17 protein-coding genes and 1 tRNA gene are annotated in these 19,542 nt (G+C 68.1%); 9 read left to right on the top strand and 9 right to left on the bottom strand.

Annotation, left to right across the window (positions count from 1 at the left end; genetic code table 11):
- Window positions 1-9: 9 nt before the first annotated feature.
- Window positions 10-549 carry an HD domain-containing protein gene (locus tag AC6EUL_RS02420; protein WP_499868665.1) on the bottom strand — a complete coding sequence of 180 codons (540 nt, stop codon included), beginning with the start codon at window positions 547-549 and terminating at the stop codon, window positions 10-12.
- A 165-nt stretch (window positions 550-714) separates the two neighbouring features.
- Here AC6EUL_RS02420 and AC6EUL_RS02415 point away from each other — a divergent pair, with 165 nt between their 5' ends.
- Together AC6EUL_RS02415 and AC6EUL_RS02410 are read left to right on the top strand one after the other, a co-directional pair.
- The gene (locus tag AC6EUL_RS02415; RefSeq protein WP_056211207.1) at window positions 715-1,128 is read left to right on the top strand and encodes a hypothetical protein; all 414 of its coding nucleotides are present in this window, start codon (window positions 715-717) and stop codon (window positions 1,126-1,128) included.
- Window positions 1,129-1,520: 392 nt separating this feature from the next.
- On the top strand, window positions 1,521-1,874 hold the full coding sequence (locus AC6EUL_RS02410) for a DUF3140 domain-containing protein (RefSeq protein WP_499868663.1): 354 nt from the start codon (window positions 1,521-1,523) through the stop codon (window positions 1,872-1,874).
- Between the two features lie 77 nt (window positions 1,875-1,951).
- On the opposite strand, the gene AC6EUL_RS02405 is transcribed toward AC6EUL_RS02410, so the two are convergent.
- Window positions 1,952-2,027: transfer RNA gene (locus AC6EUL_RS02405), tRNA-Ala, on the bottom strand.
- Window positions 2,028-2,148: 121 nt separating this feature from the next.
- On the opposite strand from AC6EUL_RS02405, the gene AC6EUL_RS02400 reads away from it, so the two are divergent.
- The 4 genes from AC6EUL_RS02400 to AC6EUL_RS02385 all read left to right on the top strand — a co-directional run bounded on the left by AC6EUL_RS02400 (window position 2,149) and on the right by AC6EUL_RS02385 (window position 7,166).
- Complete coding sequence (locus tag AC6EUL_RS02400) at window positions 2,149-2,451, top strand: YggT family protein (RefSeq protein WP_056211211.1); 303 nt, start codon at window positions 2,149-2,151, stop codon at window positions 2,449-2,451.
- A 94-nt stretch (window positions 2,452-2,545) separates the two neighbouring features.
- Window positions 2,546-3,592: a MaoC family dehydratase gene (locus AC6EUL_RS02395; RefSeq protein WP_056272585.1), complete on the top strand. Its 1,047-nt coding sequence runs from the start codon at window positions 2,546-2,548 to the stop codon at window positions 3,590-3,592.
- A gap of 1,007 nt (window positions 3,593-4,599) precedes the next feature.
- Entirely contained in the window at window positions 4,600-6,771 is a 2,172-nt protein-coding gene (locus tag AC6EUL_RS02390) for a TonB-dependent receptor (protein WP_499868886.1), read from the top strand.
- A gap of 182 nt (window positions 6,772-6,953) precedes the next feature.
- Window positions 6,954-7,166, top strand: a complete 213-nt coding sequence (locus AC6EUL_RS02385) for a DUF4287 domain-containing protein (protein WP_056272578.1) — start codon at window positions 6,954-6,956, stop codon at window positions 7,164-7,166.
- Between the two features lie 81 nt (window positions 7,167-7,247).
- Here AC6EUL_RS02385 and AC6EUL_RS02380 read toward each other — a convergent pair whose 3' ends face one another.
- Both AC6EUL_RS02380 and AC6EUL_RS02375 read right to left on the bottom strand, forming a co-directional pair.
- Window positions 7,248-8,048, bottom strand: coding sequence for a TSUP family transporter (locus AC6EUL_RS02380; RefSeq protein ID WP_056272575.1), 801 nt, complete (start codon window positions 8,046-8,048; stop codon window positions 7,248-7,250).
- A 77-nt stretch (window positions 8,049-8,125) separates the two neighbouring features.
- Entirely contained in the window at window positions 8,126-8,698 is a 573-nt protein-coding gene (locus AC6EUL_RS02375; protein ID WP_499868659.1) for a L,D-transpeptidase, read from the bottom strand.
- A gap of 248 nt (window positions 8,699-8,946) precedes the next feature.
- On the opposite strand from AC6EUL_RS02375, the gene AC6EUL_RS02370 reads away from it, so the two are divergent.
- From AC6EUL_RS02370 to AC6EUL_RS02360, 3 genes are all read left to right on the top strand, one after another.
- Complete coding sequence (locus tag AC6EUL_RS02370; RefSeq protein WP_499868657.1) at window positions 8,947-9,378, top strand: hypothetical protein; 432 nt, start codon at window positions 8,947-8,949, stop codon at window positions 9,376-9,378.
- Window positions 9,379-9,731: 353 nt separating this feature from the next.
- Complete coding sequence (locus tag AC6EUL_RS02365) at window positions 9,732-11,030, top strand: efflux RND transporter periplasmic adaptor subunit (RefSeq protein ID WP_499868884.1); 1,299 nt, start codon at window positions 9,732-9,734, stop codon at window positions 11,028-11,030.
- A gap of 3 nt (window positions 11,031-11,033) precedes the next feature.
- Complete coding sequence (locus AC6EUL_RS02360; RefSeq protein WP_056211226.1) at window positions 11,034-14,198, top strand: multidrug efflux RND transporter permease subunit; 3,165 nt, start codon at window positions 11,034-11,036, stop codon at window positions 14,196-14,198.
- A gap of 222 nt (window positions 14,199-14,420) precedes the next feature.
- On the opposite strand, the gene AC6EUL_RS02355 is transcribed toward AC6EUL_RS02360, so the two are convergent.
- The 5 genes from AC6EUL_RS02355 to AC6EUL_RS02335 form a co-directional block, all read right to left on the bottom strand.
- Window positions 14,421-15,224: a succinate dehydrogenase iron-sulfur subunit gene (locus tag AC6EUL_RS02355; protein ID WP_056211228.1), complete on the bottom strand. Its 804-nt coding sequence runs from the start codon at window positions 15,222-15,224 to the stop codon at window positions 14,421-14,423.
- 62 nt (window positions 15,225-15,286) lie between these two features.
- Window positions 15,287-17,107, bottom strand: a complete 1,821-nt coding sequence (gene sdhA, locus AC6EUL_RS02350; protein ID WP_499868656.1) for a succinate dehydrogenase flavoprotein subunit — start codon at window positions 17,105-17,107, stop codon at window positions 15,287-15,289.
- Between the two features lie 29 nt (window positions 17,108-17,136).
- The gene (gene sdhD / locus AC6EUL_RS02345) at window positions 17,137-17,550 is read right to left on the bottom strand and encodes a succinate dehydrogenase, hydrophobic membrane anchor protein (RefSeq protein WP_056354072.1); all 414 of its coding nucleotides are present in this window, start codon (window positions 17,548-17,550) and stop codon (window positions 17,137-17,139) included.
- Window positions 17,551-17,562: 12 nt separating this feature from the next.
- Complete coding sequence (gene sdhC, locus AC6EUL_RS02340; RefSeq protein WP_056354075.1) at window positions 17,563-17,964, bottom strand: succinate dehydrogenase, cytochrome b556 subunit; 402 nt, start codon at window positions 17,962-17,964, stop codon at window positions 17,563-17,565.
- A gap of 165 nt (window positions 17,965-18,129) precedes the next feature.
- Window positions 18,130-19,452, bottom strand: coding sequence for an SLC13 family permease (locus AC6EUL_RS02335; RefSeq protein ID WP_499868653.1), 1,323 nt, complete (start codon window positions 19,450-19,452; stop codon window positions 18,130-18,132).
- Window positions 19,453-19,542: the final 90 nt, after the last annotated feature.

Raw genomic sequence — 19,542 nt, 5'->3', positions numbered from 1 at the left:
CGAGCCCGACTACGAACCCGTGTAGCCGAGCGCGGCGGCGGCGGCCTTCAGGCGGTCGAACGCCTCCGCGTAGCGCGCATGCCGGGCTTCGCCGTTCGCCAGCGTCCGGTCGGGGCTGAGATTGTCCTCCGTGTCGGACATCTTGATCAGCAGCCCGCCGAGATGGCCCCTGGCGATCAGGGCGGAGATGCGTGCGTCGTACGGCACCGGCTCGGCGGACTTCGTCAGCATCACCACCATAGCGATGACAGCGTCGGAAAAGCCTTCGGCCCGCAGGGCGATCGGAGTGGTCGGGGTGTCCTCGAGGACGTCGTGGAGGATCGCGGCCTGCATCACCTCCATCGGCTCGATGGCGAGGCGGTCCACCGATTTCGCGTGCCCCGCCCGGCCGACCGCCGCATTGGCGACCCGCTCTAGGTGGCGAATGTAGGGTTGCCCGCCTTTATCGATTTGCCCCGCATGCGCGATCATCGCGAAGCTGTGGGCCTCGAAGATGGATGCCATGCCGCGCGCTCCTCTCCGGCCGGACCTGCCGGCCCGGTAGACCATTCCGCCGAGCGATCCACAAGCGCGGCCGTGCACCGGTGGTTCGGCCCGGAAACGGGACGTCGCCGACCGGTAACGTTAGCGGCCCATTAAGCGGAACCGTCGAAATCAGGGGATGTGCCGGGGCGTTCGCCCGGCCCTTCGAGTGCAGCGTGAGGACAGTGGCGTATGGGCAGCGTTCCGGCGACGATGGACAATGTGGTCCCCTTCCGACGCGCCCTCCGCCCCCAGCCGTCGGCGGCAGCCCCGTCGGCGCCCCGCGGCGGCCTCGCGGCCCGGCGCAGCGAGCAGCGTGCCCTGATGGATTCGGTTTATGCCACGGGCAGCCTGTCCGTGGCGGCGGGCGACCGCGAGACCAAGCTGATCGCGGCGCGGCTCCAGGTCTACGGCTTCGTCTTGATCGAGGAGATCGGGGCCGACGGCACGCCGCGGCGCCTGCGCCCGTCCGAGGCCATCCGCGCCCGGACCGAGTCGCCGTGGCGCCTCTCGAAGGCGAGCTACGGCGCGGGTGCCGGCCTCGCGGTCACCATCCCGGCCGTCGACGACTTCCTGTTCGACCAGCCGGCCGACCGTCCGGCCTGAGGAGGCCGCGCACGCCTCTGTGGCCGCCGGGAGACATCGGCAATTTCCTCGTCGGCGCCGTGGTTCTGATCATCGAATTCTCAGGCCGGGCGTGAGATGAAGGGTCTCGTTTCACTCCCGGCCATACCGCCATGCTGTCCGCCTCAGAAAACATCGTCATCCAGCACCGTGAGATCGTCGCCGTCCTGGTGACCTACGGGATATTCCTGGCCGGCGTGATGGGCGTGGCTTGGTTGATCGCGTAGCCGCGGCCCGGTTGATCGCATAGGCACGGCCGGGTTGATCGCGTAGGCGCGGCCCAACTGATCGCCTGAGCGGACGCGCCGTCGCGGGGTCGGAACCGCGCGGGTTTCACCCCGGTTTTCCGCCCGATCGTTTCGGGAGAGAACCGCATGGCAGACAAGGGCGACGACCACGCCGAGACCTACAAGGCGTTCCACGAGGCCGTGAACATGACGGCGGCCAAGCTCGACGCGTTCCTGGAGACCGACGAGAGCCAGTCGGTCGGCCAGAAGAAGGATGGCGGCGAAGCCACCGGCCACCGCGAGGGGCGGCGCATCGTCGAGCTTCTGCGCACCAAGAAGACCAACCTCACCGACGACGACTACGCGCACATGGCCAAGGTCGTCGGCTACGTGCACCGTCACCTCAAGCAGGGCGGCCCGAAGGAGGCCGACAAGGTGAAGGAGTCCCCCTGGCGCCTGTCGCTGATGAATTGGGGACACGATCCGCTGAAGGACGACTGAGTCCGGCCCGGAGCGGGCTTCGGATTAGGTCGGATCGCGGGTTGGAAAACCACCGGCCGTCCCGCGTTGGGGAAACCTGGTGGAGCTGAGCGGGATCGAACCGCTGACCTCCGCAGTGCGATTGCGGCGCTCTCCCATCTGAGCTACAGCCCCGTTCCGGGGTGGCGGCCTTTTAGGCTCGCTCACGCCGACCTGTCAATTCCCGAAATCCTGCAGCTTTGCGTGGGCGTGATGCGTCCCGCGGGCGCGGGCCACGAGGACATCGTTTCCGCGCATGAACGCCTTCATCTGGCTCTTCGACACCGTCGTGCAGCTCTACATCTACGTCCTCATCGCCAGCGCCGTCCTGAGCTGGCTCGTGGCGTTCAATGTGGTGAATGTCCGCAACCCGATCGTGTCGCAGATCGGCGAGGTGCTCTACCGCCTCACCGAGCCGGTGCTGCGCCCGATCCGAAACATCCTGCCCAACCTCGGCGGCGTCGATCTCTCGCCGATCGTGCTGGTGCTGCTGCTGCTGTTCGCCAGCCGCCTGCTGCACGAATTCGTGCCGACGCAGACCTCCGTCTACATCCGCTGACCGGTCGGGCTTTCGAGGGGCGGGGCGCAACGACGGCCCGCCCGACATCAAAAAAACAGACGCGCCACCGCGTCGCCCTGGGGACGAGACCGTCATGAAGACCAATCCCGGCCGATTCTTCGAGGATTACCGCCTCGGGGAAACCCTCCGTCACGCCACGCCTCGCACGGTCACCCTCGGCGACGTCGCGCTCTACACGTCGCTCTACGGCCCGCGCTTCGCCGTGCAGTCCTCGGACGCCTTCGCGCGCGCCATCGGCTATCCGCAGAGCCCCCTCGACGACCTCCTCACCTTCCACGTGGTCTTCGGCAAGACCGTGCCGGACATCTCCCTCAACGCGCTGGCCAATCTCGGCTACGCCGAGGGCGGCTTCCGCCGGCCGGTCTATCCGGGCGAGACCCTCTCGACGGTCTCCGAGGTCATCGGCCTGAAGGAGAGCTCGAACCGCCAGACCGGCGTCGTCTACGTGCGCTCCACCGGCTCGGACGCCAACGGCGAGACCGTGCTGAGCTACTGCCGCTGGGTGCTGGTGAAGAAACGCGACCCCGAGGCCAAGATCGCGCAGGAGCACGTGCCGACCTTCGCCAAGGTGGTGGACCCGGCCGACCTCGCCGGCGCCCTGCCGCCCTTGAACCCGGCCGCCTATGATTGCGCGCTCTCAGGCTCGCCCCACCGATTCGGCGACTACGTCGTCGGTGAGAAGATCGACCATGTCGACGGCATGACCGTCGAGGAGGCCGAGCATCAGATCGCCACCCGCCTCTACCAGAACACCGCCAAGGTGCATTTCGACGGCTACGCCGCCAAGGACACCCGCTTCGGCCGCCGGCTGATCTACGGCGGCGTCGTGATCTCCCTGGCCCGGGCGCTGAGCTTCAACGGCCTCGGCAACGCCTTCGCGCTGGCGGGCATCAATGCCGGCCGTCACGTCGCCCCGCTCTTCGCCGGCGACACGGTCTATGCCTGGAGCGAGGTCCTGGAAACCGCCGAGCTTCCCGGCCGCACCGACATCGGGGCGCTACGCCTGCGCACGGTGGCCACCAAGAACCAGCCCTGCGGCAACCATCCCGACAAGGTCGGCGACGCCTACGACCCGTCGGTGATCCTCGACCTCGACTACTGGGCGTTCATGCCGCGCTGACCCCCCGATCCCGGCCCGGCGCATGACGGGCCGGGCGGGCTGGTCCGGTGGCAACGAGCGGCGGATGCCGTGCGGGGTCGTGAACCGGACGTGAAAGGCGACGCAGTCCCGGGCCAGATCGGGCCGTCGCCGTCGGCGAACCGCTCCCCGGCGACTCGGCGCCCTGCTCGCCGGCAGACCCGCGGCGGCGGTCGCGGGACGGCCCGCGACCATCCCGCCGAGGGGCGGGGCCACCCCGCCGAACGCTCCGTCCGCGAAGGACCGGGCCTCGGCGTCCACGCCCCGGGCAGCGACGACGAGATTCTCGGCTTTGGCCTGCTCCGCCGCGGACCCTCAACCGGTGCCCGTCGCCTGGTCGAGCCCCCGCTCCCCTGGCTTCGAATCCAGGCCCCGCGCGCACTGCGCGATGCCATCGGCGATGCCGCGACGGATCTCGTCGCCGCGGGCGCCCCCGGCGTTTCCGGTGCGGGCCGGCTCCGCGATATGCGCTCGGATCGCGTCGCTCAGGCTGCCGCCGACACAGTCGCCCCCGTCCGAAACGTCGCCCCGTCTGCGTGAAAGCCGGCGCGTCTCGTGCGCAGGACTGTAATTCCACTTCCAGTCATCGTCGAATACAGTCTGCCGGCCGCTCGCAAGAAGTCTTCAAATCAGATCGTCAGGACACCTGGGTCGACCTGCTTTTCTGGACACATGCGCCGGATCATCGCCCAAAAATCCGCGCAGCGACCGACCGGGGCCGGAGCGAAGCCCCCCTCCGCACCCCCGATTTCCGGTACTTCCGCATTAGAACAATTAGGAATTGTTGCCGCAAAGGCACGGGCCTCGAACCGTTTCCTGCCGACGCTTGATCACCAGTGCGTGATCGACTAACCGCCAGACATGTCGACGTATCGATGAGCAATTTAGGATCACTCTAAGGTAATTCTCGAGAGTTCGATACGCGGCGCGGGCGCCAGCACAAGGATCTACGGGTGCGCAAGATCACCTCAGCGCTGTCAGCAACCTCGATGTATGCTTTGATCAGCACGACTGCGCTGGTCTTCAGCTCGGTAGGTCTGACGTCGAGCGCCAAAGCGCAAGAATCCGTGCGGCTCGACGAGCTTTCGGTGGCGGGGCCTTCCGGCGGGACGGGGCGCGGCGGCCAGGGCGTTGGGCTCCTGAAGGATCTGCCGCCGCCCTATGCCGGGGGCCAGTTCGCGCGGGGCGGATCCCTCGGTGTGCTCGGAACCCGGGACGCCCTGAACACGCCGTTCAGCACCGTCAACTTCACGCAGCAGGTCATCCAGGACCAGCAGGCGCGCACCGCGGCCGACACCCTCGTCAACGACGCTTCAGTCCGCCTGACGACGGCCAGCAACGGCTTCAGCGACACCTTCCAGATCCGCGGCTTCGAGGTTCAGGCGCAGGATGTCGGGTTGAACGGCCTCTACGGCCTGGTCTCGTCCAATCGCGTGGCGGCGCAGTACATCGAGCGCATCGAGCTTCTGAAGGGACCCGGCGCGTTCATGTACGGCATTCCGCCGGGCGGCAGCGTCGGCGGCAGCATCAACATCGTCACGAAACGCGCCCTCGATGTGCCCTTCGTCCAGGTGACGCCGCAATACATCAGCCCCGGCAATTTCGGTGTTCATGTCGATGCCAGCACCCGCGGCGGCGAGAACAAGGAATGGGGCGTCCGCTTCAACGGCCTGGCCCGGGACGGCGAGGCGACGATCCGGGACGGAAACCTGCGGACGGGACTCGGGGCCCTGTCCCTCGACTATCAGGGTGAGCGCCTGCGCTGGGCGCTCGACGTGATCTCCCAGAACGACGACACCAAGAATTTCCGGCCGCAGATCGGCCTGCAATCGGATATCGCCTTCATTCCGCGCCCGCCCAGCGGGCGCAGCAACTGGTTCCCGGGGACGCAGCTCCAGCAGCGGGACAACACGGTCGCCTCCTTCCTGGAATACGATCTGACCGACTGGCTGACGGCCTATGGCGGGATCGGATATCGCGCGGGGTCCAATCGGCAGACCTTCCCGGATTACCGAGTGTTCGGCTTCCCGAGCGGTGCCGACGTTCTCGGCAACTTCCGGCTCGTGAACGCCTTCTACGATTCCTACAGCAGCACCGTCAGCGGCAATGCCGGTCTCAAGGCCCGCTTCGACACCGGGTTCATCAATCACTCGGTGAACCTCGTCTATACCGGGTTCACGCGGGAGGACGGCTACGCCTACGTGGCGAACTCGGCCGACGAGTCGGTCCCGTCCAACATCTATCGGCCGGCGCCGCTGCCAGTCGTGACCGGCGAGCGGATCGCCCCGCAGCGCTATGCCGGGACCACCCTGACGAGCGTCGCCGTCGCCGACACGATGTCGGCCTTCGACGACACCGTCCTGCTGACCGCCGGCGTCCGCTATCAGATGGTGAACCAAAAGAGCTACGACACCGTCACCCAGGCGCGGACCAGCGAATACGACGCGGACGCCACGTCGCCGCTCGCCGGCATCGTGTTCAAGCCCTGGAAGAACGTCTCCCTGTACGCGAACTATGCCGAAGGCCTGACGGCCGGCACCATCGTGGGACCCGGCTACAGCAACGCGGGCGCGATCCTGAGTCCCTACAAATCGGATCAGCAGGAAGTCGGCATCAAGGTCGACTGGGGCACCATCACGACGACGGCGGCCCTGTTCCAGATCAGCCGGCCGGACCAGGTCCAGACGGCGACCAACACCCTGGCGTATAACGGCGAGCAGCGCAACCAGGGTCTGGAGCTGTCGGCCTTCGGGGCGCTCGCACCGACCCTGCGCGGATTCGCGAGCGCGACCTTCCTGCGTCCCGAACTGACCAAGCCGATCGACCCGCTCCAGCGCGGGAACGACGCCGCGGGCGTCCCGGACCTGACCGTCTCCGCCGGCCTCGAATGGGATACCCCCTGGGTCCCGGGCCTCGCCCTGAACGGCCGGGTCCTCTACACCTCCGGCTCCTATCTCACCGGCGCCAACACCGTCCGCTTCCCGGACTGGACGCGGTTCGACCTTGGCTTCCGCTACGCGACGATCCTCGACGACAGGCCGTTCGTCTTCCGCTTCAACGTCGAGAACGTGGCGGACAACCGGTACTGGCTGACGACGGGCACCTTCGTGACGGTCGCCTCGCCCCGGACCTTCGTCGTGTCCGCCTCCTATACGTTCTGACGGGACCGAACGGCCTGGAGCGGCTCCGACCGGACGCGATGTCTCGGGGTCGCGACGGGAAACGGCGCGGGGACGCTCATCGCACCTCGTCGCTCCGACCGGGCTCCGGCGCGGAGGTCTTGCGAGCCGCGCCTCCCGTCGGCAAACATCGGGCCGCCGACACCTTCGGAGGAAGCTTTGCCATGCCGGCTGAACCGACCAAGGGACCGGCGTCGTATTTCCCGTCGATCGAGAAGCGGTACGGCCGCCCGATCGCGGCGTGGCAGCAACTCGTCCGGGAGAGACTTCCGGCCAAGCACATGGACCTCGTGGCGATGCTGAAGGCCGAGCACGGGATGGGGCATGGACACGCCAACGCGATCGTGGCGCACGTCCTGGCAGCGCAGAAATCGTGACGCGCTCCCGCCGACACCGTGCGCCGACGGCGGCGGAGACCGCGCGGCCCTCTCAGTGGCGCAGGCGCCCTGCAGTGGCCGTCACCCCCCGAACCATCCGGCCACCACCCGGCGCAGCGGGTTGGCCGGGTCGGAGAGGAGGCGCAGGGCCATCAGGCAGGCGATGGTGACGAGGAGCGGGCGGATCAGCCGGGCGCCCATGCGGATCGCCAGGCGCGAGCCGATCTGCGCTCCGAGGAAGGCGCCCACCGCCATCATCAGGCCGATCGCCCAGACGACGTGGCCGCCGAGCGCGAAGAGCGCGAGGCTGCCGAGGTTGCTCGCGGCGTTGGCGAGCTTGGTGTGGGCGGTGCCCTTCACCACACCCAATCCCAGCAGGGTCACGAAGCCGATCATGTAGAAGGCGCCGGCGCCGGGGCCGAACACTCCGTCGTAGAAGCCGACCGCCGGGGCCCAGGTCAGGGCGAACCAGTTCGGGGTGATCCGCGCGGTGGCGTCTTCGTTGCTCATGCGCTTGGCGGTCGCGAAGTAGATCGCGATGGCCACGAGGAGAATCGGCACGGCGGCATCCAGCACCGCGCGCGGCAGCAGGCTGACGCAGAGCGCGCCCGCCACCGAGGCGCAGCCGGCGCTCACCGCGATCTTCCAGGCGTCGGGCCAGTGGATCAGGCGGCGGCGCGCGAAGGCGAGGGTCGAGGAGACCGCGCCGGCACTGCCCTGGAGCTTGTTCGTGGCAATCGCCGAGACGGGATCAAGGCCGGAGAGCAGCAGGGCCGGCAGGGTCAGGAGACCCCCGCCGCCCGCGATCGCGTCGACGCAGCCGGCCGCCACCGCGACCGCGAACAGACCCGCGATCAGGCCGATATCCACCCCGAAGATCATCCCGTCCTCACGTCATGGTCCAGTGAGTGCCGACTGGAGGCGGGATGGCGATCGAGGGGAAGCGCCGGACGCACGCCTCAGTTGCGGACGACGACCTTGGTGCCGACCTTGGCGCGATCGTAGAGATCGACCACGTCCTTGTTGGTCATGCGGATGCAGCCCGAGGAGACGGCGGCGCCCATGGTCTCGGGCTCGTTCGAGCCGTGGATGCGGTAGAGCGAGGAGCCGAGGTAGAGCGCCCGGGCGCCGAGCGGATTGTCCTGGCCGCCGGCCATGAAGCGCGGCAGGTCGGGGCGGCGCGCCAGCATCTGCGACGGCGGGCGCCAATCCGGCCACTCCTTCTTCATGGTCACGTGCTTCTCGCCGGACCACGAGAAGCCCTGGCGGCCGACGCCGACGCCGTAGCGCACGGCCTGGCCGCCGCCGAGCACGTAGTAGAGCCGCCGCTGGCTGGTCGAGACCACGATGGTGCCGGGCTTCTCGGCGCCCTTCCAGGCGACGGTCTCGCGCGGAATCGCCTGCTCCTTGAAGATGTTCATGAAGTCGGCGATCGGCCCGCTGTCGAACGGGTTTCCGGCGAAGGCCGGTCCGGTCGATACGGTCAGGGCCGCCGCGAGGGCGGATGCGGCGAGAATGCGGCGCGTCTGCATGGTCTCTCCTCCAGCCGAGGACCGGCAAAGGGCGGGCGCGAGGACCCGGCTTTCCCGGAGGCTTGTGGTCGGGGGCGAGAGCCTTGGCGCGATGGGGAAGGGGGGTCAACCGCACCGCGATCGAACGCGGTGCCCCTGTGTGATCCCGGCAACGCCCCGACTCGGGATCCCTCGGAGGGCCATCAGGCCCCCAGACACGATGCCGCAGGAACTTGCGGCCAAGCCCGCCTATCCCCAGACTCGGTGCGGTGAGACCGAACACTGTCCAGATCGCACGCGCCGCCGAAGCGGCTTCGCACGTGCATGAACCGGCTTCGCCCTCGGCGGCGCGCCCGGTCGTGCGCGCCGTCGGCGTGCTTGCGTCCGGTCTCCTCGCGCTCCTGCTCCTCGTCTGCGCCGTCCTGCCTCTGATGCGGATGGCGGGGGACGTACCGCACGGCTTCGCCCGCCAGACCGTGATGTCTCAGGCCTTGCTGCCCGAGAACCGGGACACGATCCCGCGCGTCTCGGCTGCGATGGCCGACCTCGACGACAGCTTCGGCAGCGTCGCAACCCTGCGGATCCCGCGCGTGACGAAGCAGAGGGTGGATCGCCTCGCGATGCCCCGCAGCCTACGGGTCCTTGCGACGCGCGCGGTCGCTCCCCTCGAGCGCCCCCCCAGGCTCGCCCTCCCGGCCTGAACGGTCCGGAGTCGTCCGGCGCTCACGGAATTCGACGTCACTTTTTCGCGTTGAATACAACCCGTGTCGTCGGAACGCCCAGATTGTGGGCCATCTCCGGGATCGTCACCGGACGATTCGGGCCGGGTCTAAGCGATGCGACCCGCGCCGCCGCGGCGCGGGCGATGCCTCGGCCCCTGTCACCGCCCCCACCGCGCCCGGCCATGCCACATGGCCCAGCGCTTGCCATGGCCCGGACCGCTCGCGGCGACGGGGCCCTGGACCCTGAATGCGGCGATGCCGGCCTGCGCCACGCGGGCCATCCGCCAGAATCTCGCAGGAGCGACGCGATCGTGACGTCTTTCAACCACCGCCTGTTCGGGGCCCGGCCGACCGCACTCGCCGCGGGCGTCGTCCTGGTCGCTCTCTCGGCCTGCAATCAGAAGCAGCAGGCCGCGGCGCCGGTTCCGGGCCCGATCCCCGAGGTCAACATCGTGACCGTCCGCGAGCAGCCGATTCCGTACGTCCGGGATCTCCCCGGCCGCGTGGCACCCCTGCGCATCGCCGAGGTCCGCTCGCGGGTGTCCGGCCTCGTCGTGAAGCGCACGTTCGAGCAGGGCAGCCTCGTGAAGGAGGGCGACCTCCTCTATAAGATCGACCCGGCCCCCTTCGCGGTCGAACTGCAGAGCGCCGAGGCGGCGCTGGCCCGCACGGAGGCCGCGCAGGTCCTCGCGAGCCAGCAGGCCGACCGCCTGGAGCAGCTGCTCTCGCGCCAGACGGCGAGCCAGGCCCAGTACGACAGCGCCTACGCCGCCCTGAAGCAGGCCGAGGCCGAGGTTGCCGGCGCCAAGGCGGCCCGCGACCGGGCCAAGCTCAATCTCAACTGGACCGACGTCCGCGCGCCCATCTCCGGCCGCATCGGCCGCGCGCTCCTCACCGAGGGCACGCTGGTGGAGCAGGGCGGCACCGCCAACCTCGCCACCATCCAGCAGCTCGACCCGATCTACGTCGACATCACCCAGTCGGTGGGCGAGCTGAACAAGCTGCGCCGCGATCTCGCCAGCGGCGAGCTCTCGCGCCTCTCGGCGGACACGGCCAACGTTCACATCATCATGGATGACGGGACGCTCTACGGCTCGGCCGGCAAGCTGCTGTTCTCCGACGTCACGGCGGACCCGAGCACCGGGCAGGTCACCCTGCGCGTGCTGTTCCCGAACCCGCATGACGAGCTCTTCCCGGGGATGTACGTGCGCGCCCGCATCAAGCAGGGCATCGACACCGATGCGCTCGCGGTGCCGCAGCAGGCGATCCAGCGGACCAACGACGGCAAAGCCGAGGTCTGGGTGGTGCGCGACGACAGCAAGGTCATGCTTCAGCCCGTGGAAGTCGGCCCGGTGGTCGACAACCAGTGGGTCATCCGCTCCGGCCTGAAGGCCGGCGACCGGGTGGTCGTCGAAGGCGTGCAGAAGATCACCGTCGGCCAGCAGGTGAAGACCGTCGAGCTGAAGATCGCCACCGCCGACGCCGAGCCGAAGCCCCGTGATACGGAGGTACCGGAGCGCGAGGCCGCCGAGGCGCCCGGCACGCCCAAGCCTGCGTCATCGACCTCGGCGTCGCCCAATTCCGATTCACCGAGTTCTGCCTCACCCAAGCCCGTGTCGCAGGTGCGCTGAACCATGGCTCGCTTCTTCATCGACCGACCGGTCTTCGCCTGGGTCGTCGCCCTCTTCATCATCCTGGGAGGCCTGCTCACGATCCCGCAATTGCCGGTGGCGCAGTATCCCGTGATCGCGCCCCCCTCCATCGCGCTCTCGACCGCCTATCCGGGCGCCTCGGTGGAGAACCTCTACACGGGCACCACGCGGCTCATCGAGGATGAACTGAACGGGGCCGCCAACATCCTGAGCTTCGAATCGGCCAGCGACGCCTTCGGCGTCGTCGAGATCACGGCCCAGTTCCAGCCTGGCACCGATTCGAGCCTCGCGGGCGTCGAGGTGCAGAACCGCCTCAAGCGCGTCGAGGCCCGGCTGCCCGCCGAAGTGCGCCAGCAGGGCACCCTGGTGGAGGAGGCCTCCGCCGCGACACTGCAGATCATCACCCTGGTCTCGCCCGACAAGTCGATGGACGAGATCGCGCTCGGCGACTTCCTCATCCGCAACGTCATCAATGAGATCCGGCGCATCCCCGGCGTCGGACGCGCGACGCTGTACTCCACCGAGCGAAGCCTGCGCATCTGGATCGATTCCGACAAGTTGCGCGGTCTCTCGCTCAACGCCTCGGACGTGTCGAAGGCGATCTCGAACCAGAACGTCCAGATCGCCTCCGGCGCCGTCGGCGCCATGCCGAGCCCGCAGAACAACCCGGTCAACTTCCCCATCATCGTGAAGGGCCAGATGACCGCGCCGGAGGAGTTCGGCGCCATCGTGCTGCGCGCCAATTCCGACGGCTCCAACGTGCGCTTGCGCGACGTCGCCCGGATCGAGCTCGGTGGCGAGGACTACAAATTCACGACCCGCCTCGACGGCGGCGAGGCCGCCGGCATCTCCGTCACCCTGGCCCCCGACGGCAACGCGCTCCAGACCGCCTCGGCCATCCGCGCCAAAATGGAGGAGCTGTCGCAGTTCTTCCCGTCGAACGTGAAGTGGGACATCCCCTACGACATCACCCCGGCCGTCGAGGCTTCCATCGAGAAGGTGCTGCACACCCTCGTCGAGGCGGTGGTGCTGGTGTTCATCGTGATGTTCGTCTTCCTCCAGAACATCCGCTACACGCTCATCCCCACCATCGTGGTCCCGATCGCCCTGATGGGCACCTGCACGGTGATGCTGCTCGCAGGTTTCTCGGTGAACGTGCTCACCATGTTCGGCATGGTGCTCGCCATCGGCATCCTCGTCGATGACGCCATCGTGGTGGTCGAGAACGTCGAGCGCATCATGAACGAGGAAGGCCTCTCTCCGAAGGAGGCCACCCGCAAGGCGATGAGCCAGATCACCGGCGCCATCATCGGGATCACGCTGGTGCTGATCGCGGTGTTCATCCCGATGGCGTTCTTCCCCGGCTCGGTCGGCATTATTTACCGCCAGTTCTCCATCGCCATGGTGACCTCGATCGCGTTCTCGGCGCTGCTGGCCCTGTCGCTGACCCCGGCCCTGTGCGCGACCCTGCTCAAGCCCATCGAGAAGGGCCACGGCCATTCGAAGGGCGGCGTCTTCGGCTGGTTCAACCGGGTGGTGGATCGCGAGACCGCCCGCTACGGCCGCGGCGTCGCCGGGCTGATCAAGCGCTCCGGCCGGGTCATGCTGGTCTATCTCGCCCTGGTCATCGGCCTCGGCTACGCCTTCCTCCGCCTGCCGGAGGGCTTCCTGCCGGTGGAGGATCAGGGCTTCTTCACCGTCGACATCCAGACCCCGCCCGGCTCCTCCTTCAACCGCACCGAAGCGGCGGTGAAGAAGGTCGAGGAACACCTCCTCGCGCAGCCCGGCGTCGCCACCGTGACCGTCGTCAACGGCTTCTCATTCTCCGGCCAGGGACAGGTCACCTCGCAGGCCTTCGTGACCCTGAAGCCCTGGGGTGAGCGCGATGCCGACAACTCGGCGGCCAAGCTAATCGAGGGCACCAACAAGGCTTTGGCATCGTACAAGGACGCGGTGATCCAGGCTCTCGAGCCGCCGCCGATCGACAATCTCGGCAACGCCTCGGGCTTCAGCTTCCGCCTCCAGGACCGCGCGCAGAAGGGCTACTCGGCCCTGATGGCGGCCCAGGAGCAGTTGCTGTCGCTCGCCCGCAAGAGCCCCGTCCTGCAAAAGGTCTATGTCGAGGGCCTGCCCCCGGCGCCCCAGGCGGAGCTTGTCATCGACCGCGAGAAGGCGGCCGCCCTCGGAGTCAACTTCGAAGAGATCAACAACACCATCCAGGTCAATCTCGGCTCGGTCTACACCAACGACTTTCCGAACCGGGGCAAGATGCAGCGCGTCATCGTTCAAGCCGAGGACGCACAACGCCTGAAGGCGGCCGACATCCTGAACTACGGGGTGAAGAACGCCTCCGGGACTATGGTGCCGATGTCGTCCTTCGCCGACCTAAAATGGGGCGTCGGCCCGGCCCAGATCATCGGCTTCAACGGCTACCAGTCGGTGCGCATCACCGGCGAGCCGGCCCCGGGCTACACCTCGGGCGACGCGCTGAATGAAATGGAGCGGCTGATGGAGCAGTTGCCGAAGGGCTTCGGCTACGCCTGGACCGGCCAGTCGCTGCAGGAGAAGCAGGCGGGCTCACAGGCCTCGCTGCTGCTCGGCCTCTCGATCCTGATCGTGTTCCTATGCCTGGCCGCCCTCTACGAGAGCTGGTCGATCCCGTTCTCCGTGCTGTTGGTCATCCCGCTCGGCGTCATCGGCTCCGTGGCGGCGGTGTACCTGCGCGGGCTGCCGAACGACGTCTACTTCAAGATCGGCATCATCACGATCATCGGCCTCTCGGCCAAGAACGCGATCCTGATCGTGGAATTTGCCAAGGACCTCTGGAAGCCGGGAACCTCCCTGGTGGACGCGACCATCGAGGCGGCGACGCTCCGCTTCCGACCGATCGTGATGACCTCGCTGGCCTTCATCTTCGGCGTGGTGCCCCTGGCGATCGCCTCCGGCGCCGCCTCGAAGAGCCAGCAGGCGATCGGCACCGGCGTGCTCGGCGGCATGATCTCGGCCACCATCCTGGCGGTGCTGTTCGTGCCGGTGTTCTTCGTGGTGGTGATGCGGATCTTCCGCCGCAAGGACGCCACCGAGGGCATCCAGCCCAAGGCGGAGCCGGCCACCGTGCATGGGCCCCATCACGCCCCGGCTGAGTAGTCCGGCGCGGCGGAGCTCGCCCACCGGGGAGCCCCGCACATGAGAAAGGGGCGCGCGGTCCGATCGACCGCGCGCCCCTTTTCTTCCAATGTCCGGTCGCGACCGGGGCCGAGCCTCAGTCCAGATCCGGCTGATCCCTTCGGGATGGCGGATCTGGGCTTCGCCCAGACGACGCGCCGGCTTGCCTAAATCACGCTCCGCTTTGATTGAGGGGAGCCCGTATCAGACCTCGCGGGCGATCATCATCTTCTTGATCTCGGCGATGGCCTTGGCCGGGTTCAGGCTCTTCGGGCAGGTGTTGGCGCAGTTCATGATCGTGTGGCAGCGATACAGCCGGAAGGGATCGTGCAGCGCATCGAGGCGCTCGCCGGTGTTCTCGTCGCGGCTGTCGATCAGCCAGCGATAGGCCTGGAGCAGGGCCGCCGGGCCGAGGAAGCGGTCGCCGTTCCACCAGTAGCTCGGGCACGAGGTGGTGCAGCAGGCGCAGAGGATGCATTCGTAGAGTCCGTCGAGCTGGGCTCGGTCCTCCGGCGTCTGCTTCCACTCGCCCTCGGGCGCGGGCGTCTCGGTCTGGAGCCAGGGCTCGATGGACGCATGCTGGGCGAAGAAGTTCGTCAGGTCGGGGACGAGGTCCTTCAGCACCGGCATGTGCGGCAGCGGATAGATCCGCACCGCGCCGGTCTTCTTGCCCTTGGCGTGCTCCTGGCACTCGTCGATGCCCATGGTGCAGGCCAGCGCGTTCTGGCCCTCGATGTTCATGGCACAGGAGCCGCAGATGCCCTCGCGGCAGGAGCGGCGGAACACCAGGGTTGAGTCGACCTTGCTCTTGATCCACAGGAGGGCGTCGAGGACCATCGGGCCGCAATCGTCGCGATCGACCTGGTAGACGTCGACGCGCGGGTTCTTCCCGTCATCGGGATTCCAGCGGTAGATCCGGAATTCCTGCAGGTTGTTGGCGCCCGCGGGCCGAGGCCAGGTCTTGCCCTCGGTGATCTGAGAGTTTTTGGGAAGATTAAACTGAGCCATGGTGTGGCGTGCCTAAATCCGTCTCGTGAGAACCAGTCCAGGGAACGACAAGTGTCGTGTCCTCAATATACCCGCGCCTTCGGCTCGATGTACTGGATCTCGTTCGACATCGTGTAGGTGTGGACCGGACGGTAATCGATGCTGACCTGCTTGGACGAGTCGTCCATCCAGGCGAGGGTGTGCTTCATCCACTCCTTGTCGTCGCGGTCCGGGAAGTCCTCGCGGGCATGGGCGCCGCGGCTCTCCTTGCGGTTGGCCGCCGATTCCATGGTGACGACGGCCTGGCCGATCAGGTTGTCGAACTCGAGGGTCTCGAGGAGGTCGGTGTTCCAGATCAGCGAGCGGTCGTTGACGTGGATGTCGGGAATACCGGCGGCGACCTTGTGGATGAGGGTCTTGCCCTCCTCCAGCACCTCGCCGGTGCGGAACACCGCGCAGTTGTTCTGCATGGTCTTCTGCATCTCGGCGCGCAGCTGCGCCGTCGGGGTACCGCCGCTGGCGTAGCGGAAGCGGTCGAGGCGGGCGAGCGCCTTGTCGGCGGAATCCTTCGGCAGGTCCATCTGGCGGGCGCCCGGCTCGACGATCTCGGCACAGCGCAGACCGGCGGCCCGGCCGAACACCACGAGGTCGATCAGCGAGTTCGAGCCGAGGCGGTTGGCCCCGTGCACCGAGACACAGGCCGCCTCGCCCAGTGCCATCAGGCCCGGCACCACCGTGTCGGGGTTGCCGTTGCGCAGGGTCAGCACCTCGCCGTGATAGTTCGTCGGGATGCCGCCCATGTTGTAGTGCACGGTCGGCAGTACCGGGATCGGCTCCTTTGTGACGTCGACGCCCGCGAAGATCTTGGCCGATTCCGAGATGCCGGGAAGGCGCTGGTGCAGGATGGCCGGGTCGAGGTGGTCGAGGTGCAGGTAGATGTGGTCGTTGGACTTGCCGACGCCGCGACCGGCCCGGATCTCCATGGTCATGGAGCGGGAGACCACGTCGCGCGAGGCAAGGTCCTTGGCGCTCGGGGCGTAGCGTTCCATGAAGCGCTCGCCCTCGGAGTTGGTCAGGTAGCCGCCCTCGCCGCGCGCGCCCTCGGTGATGAGGCAGCCGGCGCCGTAGATGCCGGTGGGGTGGAATTGCACGAATTCCATGTCCTGCAGGGGCAGGCCGGCGCGCAGCACCATGGCGTTGCCGTCGCCGGTGCAGGTATGGGCCGAAGTGGCCGAGAAGTACGAGCGGCCGTAGCCGCCGGTGGCCAGGATGGTCTGCTGGGCGCGGAAGCGGTGGATCTCGCCCGACGCCTGGTCGATGGCGATGACGCCGAGGCAGCGGCCCTCCTCGTCCATGATGAGGTCGAGGGCGAAGTACTCGATGAAGAAGTTGGTGTGGTTCTTCACCGCCTGCCCGTAGAGGGTGTGCAGCATGGCGTGGCCGGTGCGGTCGGCCGCCGCGCAGGTGCGCTGGGCGGTGCCCTTGCCGTAATCGGTGGTCATGCCGCCGAAGGGGCGCTGGTAGATCTTGCCCTCTTCGGTGCGGGAGAAGGGCACGCCCCAGTGCTCGAGTTCGTAGACGGCGGCGGGCGCGTTGCGCACGAGGTACTCGATCGCGTCCTGGTCGCCGAGCCAGTCCGACCCCTTCACGGTGTCGTACATGTGCCAGCGCCAATCGTCCGGGCCCATGTTGCCGAGGGAGGCCGAGATGCCGCCCTGCGCCGCCACGGTGTGGGACCGGGTCGGGAACACCTTGGAGATGCAGGCGGTGCGCAGGCCGGCCTGGGAGCAGCCCACGGTGGCGCGCAGGCCCGCGCCGCCCGCACCCACCACCACTACGTCGAAGGTGTGGTCGTTGATCGTGTAGGCGGGCGTGCCGTTGCCGTTGGTTCCGTTGGTGGCCATGGGCTGATCCTTCGGGTTCGGGATGCGGGTCAGACGAGCTTGCCGAGGCTGACGCGCAGGATCGCGTACAGGCAGGCGACGGCGACGACGACCGCGTAGAAGTTGTTGGCGAGCAGGCTCAAGAGCTTGAGTGTCTTGTCGTGCACGTAGTCTTCGATGATGACTTGCATTCCGATCCTCATATGGGCCGTGACCGAGATCACGGCGAGGATCAGGATGAGCGCCACCACCGGGTGCGACATCAGGGCGACGGCCTCCGGGTAGGGCCGGTTCGCCATCAGGGCGACGACCACCACGAAAGCCAGCATGAGCGGCGCGTTGGCGGCGGCGGTCAGGCGCTGGATCCAGAAATGGCCCGCGCCGTGGCCCGAAGCCCCGAGGCCCTTCACCCGGGCGCGGGGCGTACGCATGGTGACGTGGGTGTTCTGGCGATTGTCGACCATCGATCGGCCTCCTCAGCGCAGGGTCAGGGCAAGCGCCCAGATCAGGACGGTCAGGATGACGGAACCGATCAGGGTGGCGCGGGCGAGGCCCATGCGCTGGGCGCGGTCGAAGCCGTAGCCGAGATCCCAGATGAAGTGGCGCAGGCCGCCCAACATGTGGTGCATCAGGATCCACGTGTAGACGAACAGCACCAAGCGCCCGACGATGGAGCCGAAGAACCACGACACGGTGCCGTAGGCGCCCGGACCCGCGGCGAGGGCCACCAGCCAGATCGCCACCAGGGCCGAGCCGCCGTAGAGCGCGGTGCCGGTGACGCGGTGGAATACCGACATCGCCATGGTCCAGGTCCAGCGGTAGATCTGGAGGTGGGGTGAGAGCGGCTGGGCGACCGTGGGACGGACGGTGGGAGCCATCGTGCGGAAGGTCCTCGACTGGGCGGCGCACCCCGATTTGAAGGTGCGCCAAGAAAAATTTGGATCGTCTCTAAAGTGCTAGCGGGCAGGCGCCAATGCGCAACCCCGGCTTGCCGCAACGCACATGCGACACGGGCGCCAAATCGTCATTCGCCTCGCGCCGCGTCATGGCAGCCATCCGAGCATGCGCCACCACAGATAATCCAGGGGTGCGACGACGACGAGCGACGCGAGCCCCGTTGCCAGGGTCAGCTTGGTCGCTGCCCGCAGTGGCACCTTGCCGAGATCGACCGCGAGGACGATCGGCGGCGCCTGGTAGGGCAGGAACAGGGTCGAGTAGCCAACCACCTGGATCATCACCACGGCCATGAGGTCGAGACCGCTGACCCGGGCCATCTCGCCCGCGAGCGCCGTGTAGAGTGCCGGGGCGCCGTTCGCGGTGACTGCGAGGGTCAGGATCGCCGCGAGCCCTGTCAGAATCCCGAAATTGTAGCCCGGCGCGTCGGGCGTCAGGGGCGCGACGTGGAGCATGGCATGGCCCAGGCGAGCGCCGAGGCCGGTCTCGTTCACGGTGGCCACGAGACCCAGGAGGGCGGCCACGTAGAAGCAGGTCCGCAGGTTCACGGCGCCGAAGGCCTCGGCGGGCAGGACGCCGATGCGGGGCATCAGGCAGAGGATCGCGGCGACGAGGCCCACCCAGGCGGGGGCGATGTGGTGCAGGCTGTCCGTGACCCAGAAGGCGAGGGTGGCGGCCAGGATCACGGCGAGGCGCCGCGCCTCCGGGCGCAGGGGTTCCTTGACCAGGGCGGCCCCGTTTTCGCCGTGGTCGAGCCGGTCCGGAAACAGCCAGAGGATCGCCAGGACGAGCAGGACGCCCTTCGCGAGGGCCAGGACCGGCGCATGCAGCAGTAGGTAGGGCAGGTAGGCGATGTGGAGGCCGTACTGCGTCTCCGCGGTGCCGGCCATGACGAGGTTCGGGACGTTGGCGGGCAGGATCGCGGCGGAGAGGAGCGGCGTGGCGAGTCCCACCGCCAGGACCGCGCCGTGCCGGCCCGGGCGCCCGTTCGCGAGCCCGAAGGCGTCGCAGAGCGCGAGCACCACCGGGACCAGCAGGGCGATCCGCCCGAGATTGGACGGCATCACGAAGGCGACGGCGAAGGACAGGGCGACGATCCCGGCGACGAAGGCCGGGTAGGAGGCGGAGAGATGCCCCGACAGGCTTCGCGCCAGGCGGTCGCCGAGGCCGGAGCGCGTCATGGCGAGCCCGACCACCATGCCGCTCAGGACGAGCCAGAACGCCGAGGAGGCGAAGCCCGAGAACACCGTCGCAGGGGGCGCGAGGTGGAACAGCATCGCCCCGGCGAAGAACAGCATCGCCGTGACGATCTCTGCGATGAGGCCGCTGGCCCAGAGGCCCATGCAGAGCACGAGCAGGAGCGCGGTCACCGCGACCGTCGCCTCCCCGCCCATGAACGCCCCTGCCGGCATGCCCGAGTCCGATCCGTCTCTTCCGGCGGGACGATGATCCTACCTTGGAGCCGTTCGCAATTCGGAGTTTTCCGATCCAGCCTTCGCGAA

The organism is Methylobacterium sp. 001424705 (assembly GCF_059816145.1).
Note: the sequence above shows the minus strand (reverse complement) of the source record. Positions and strands in the feature narration are given on the sequence as shown.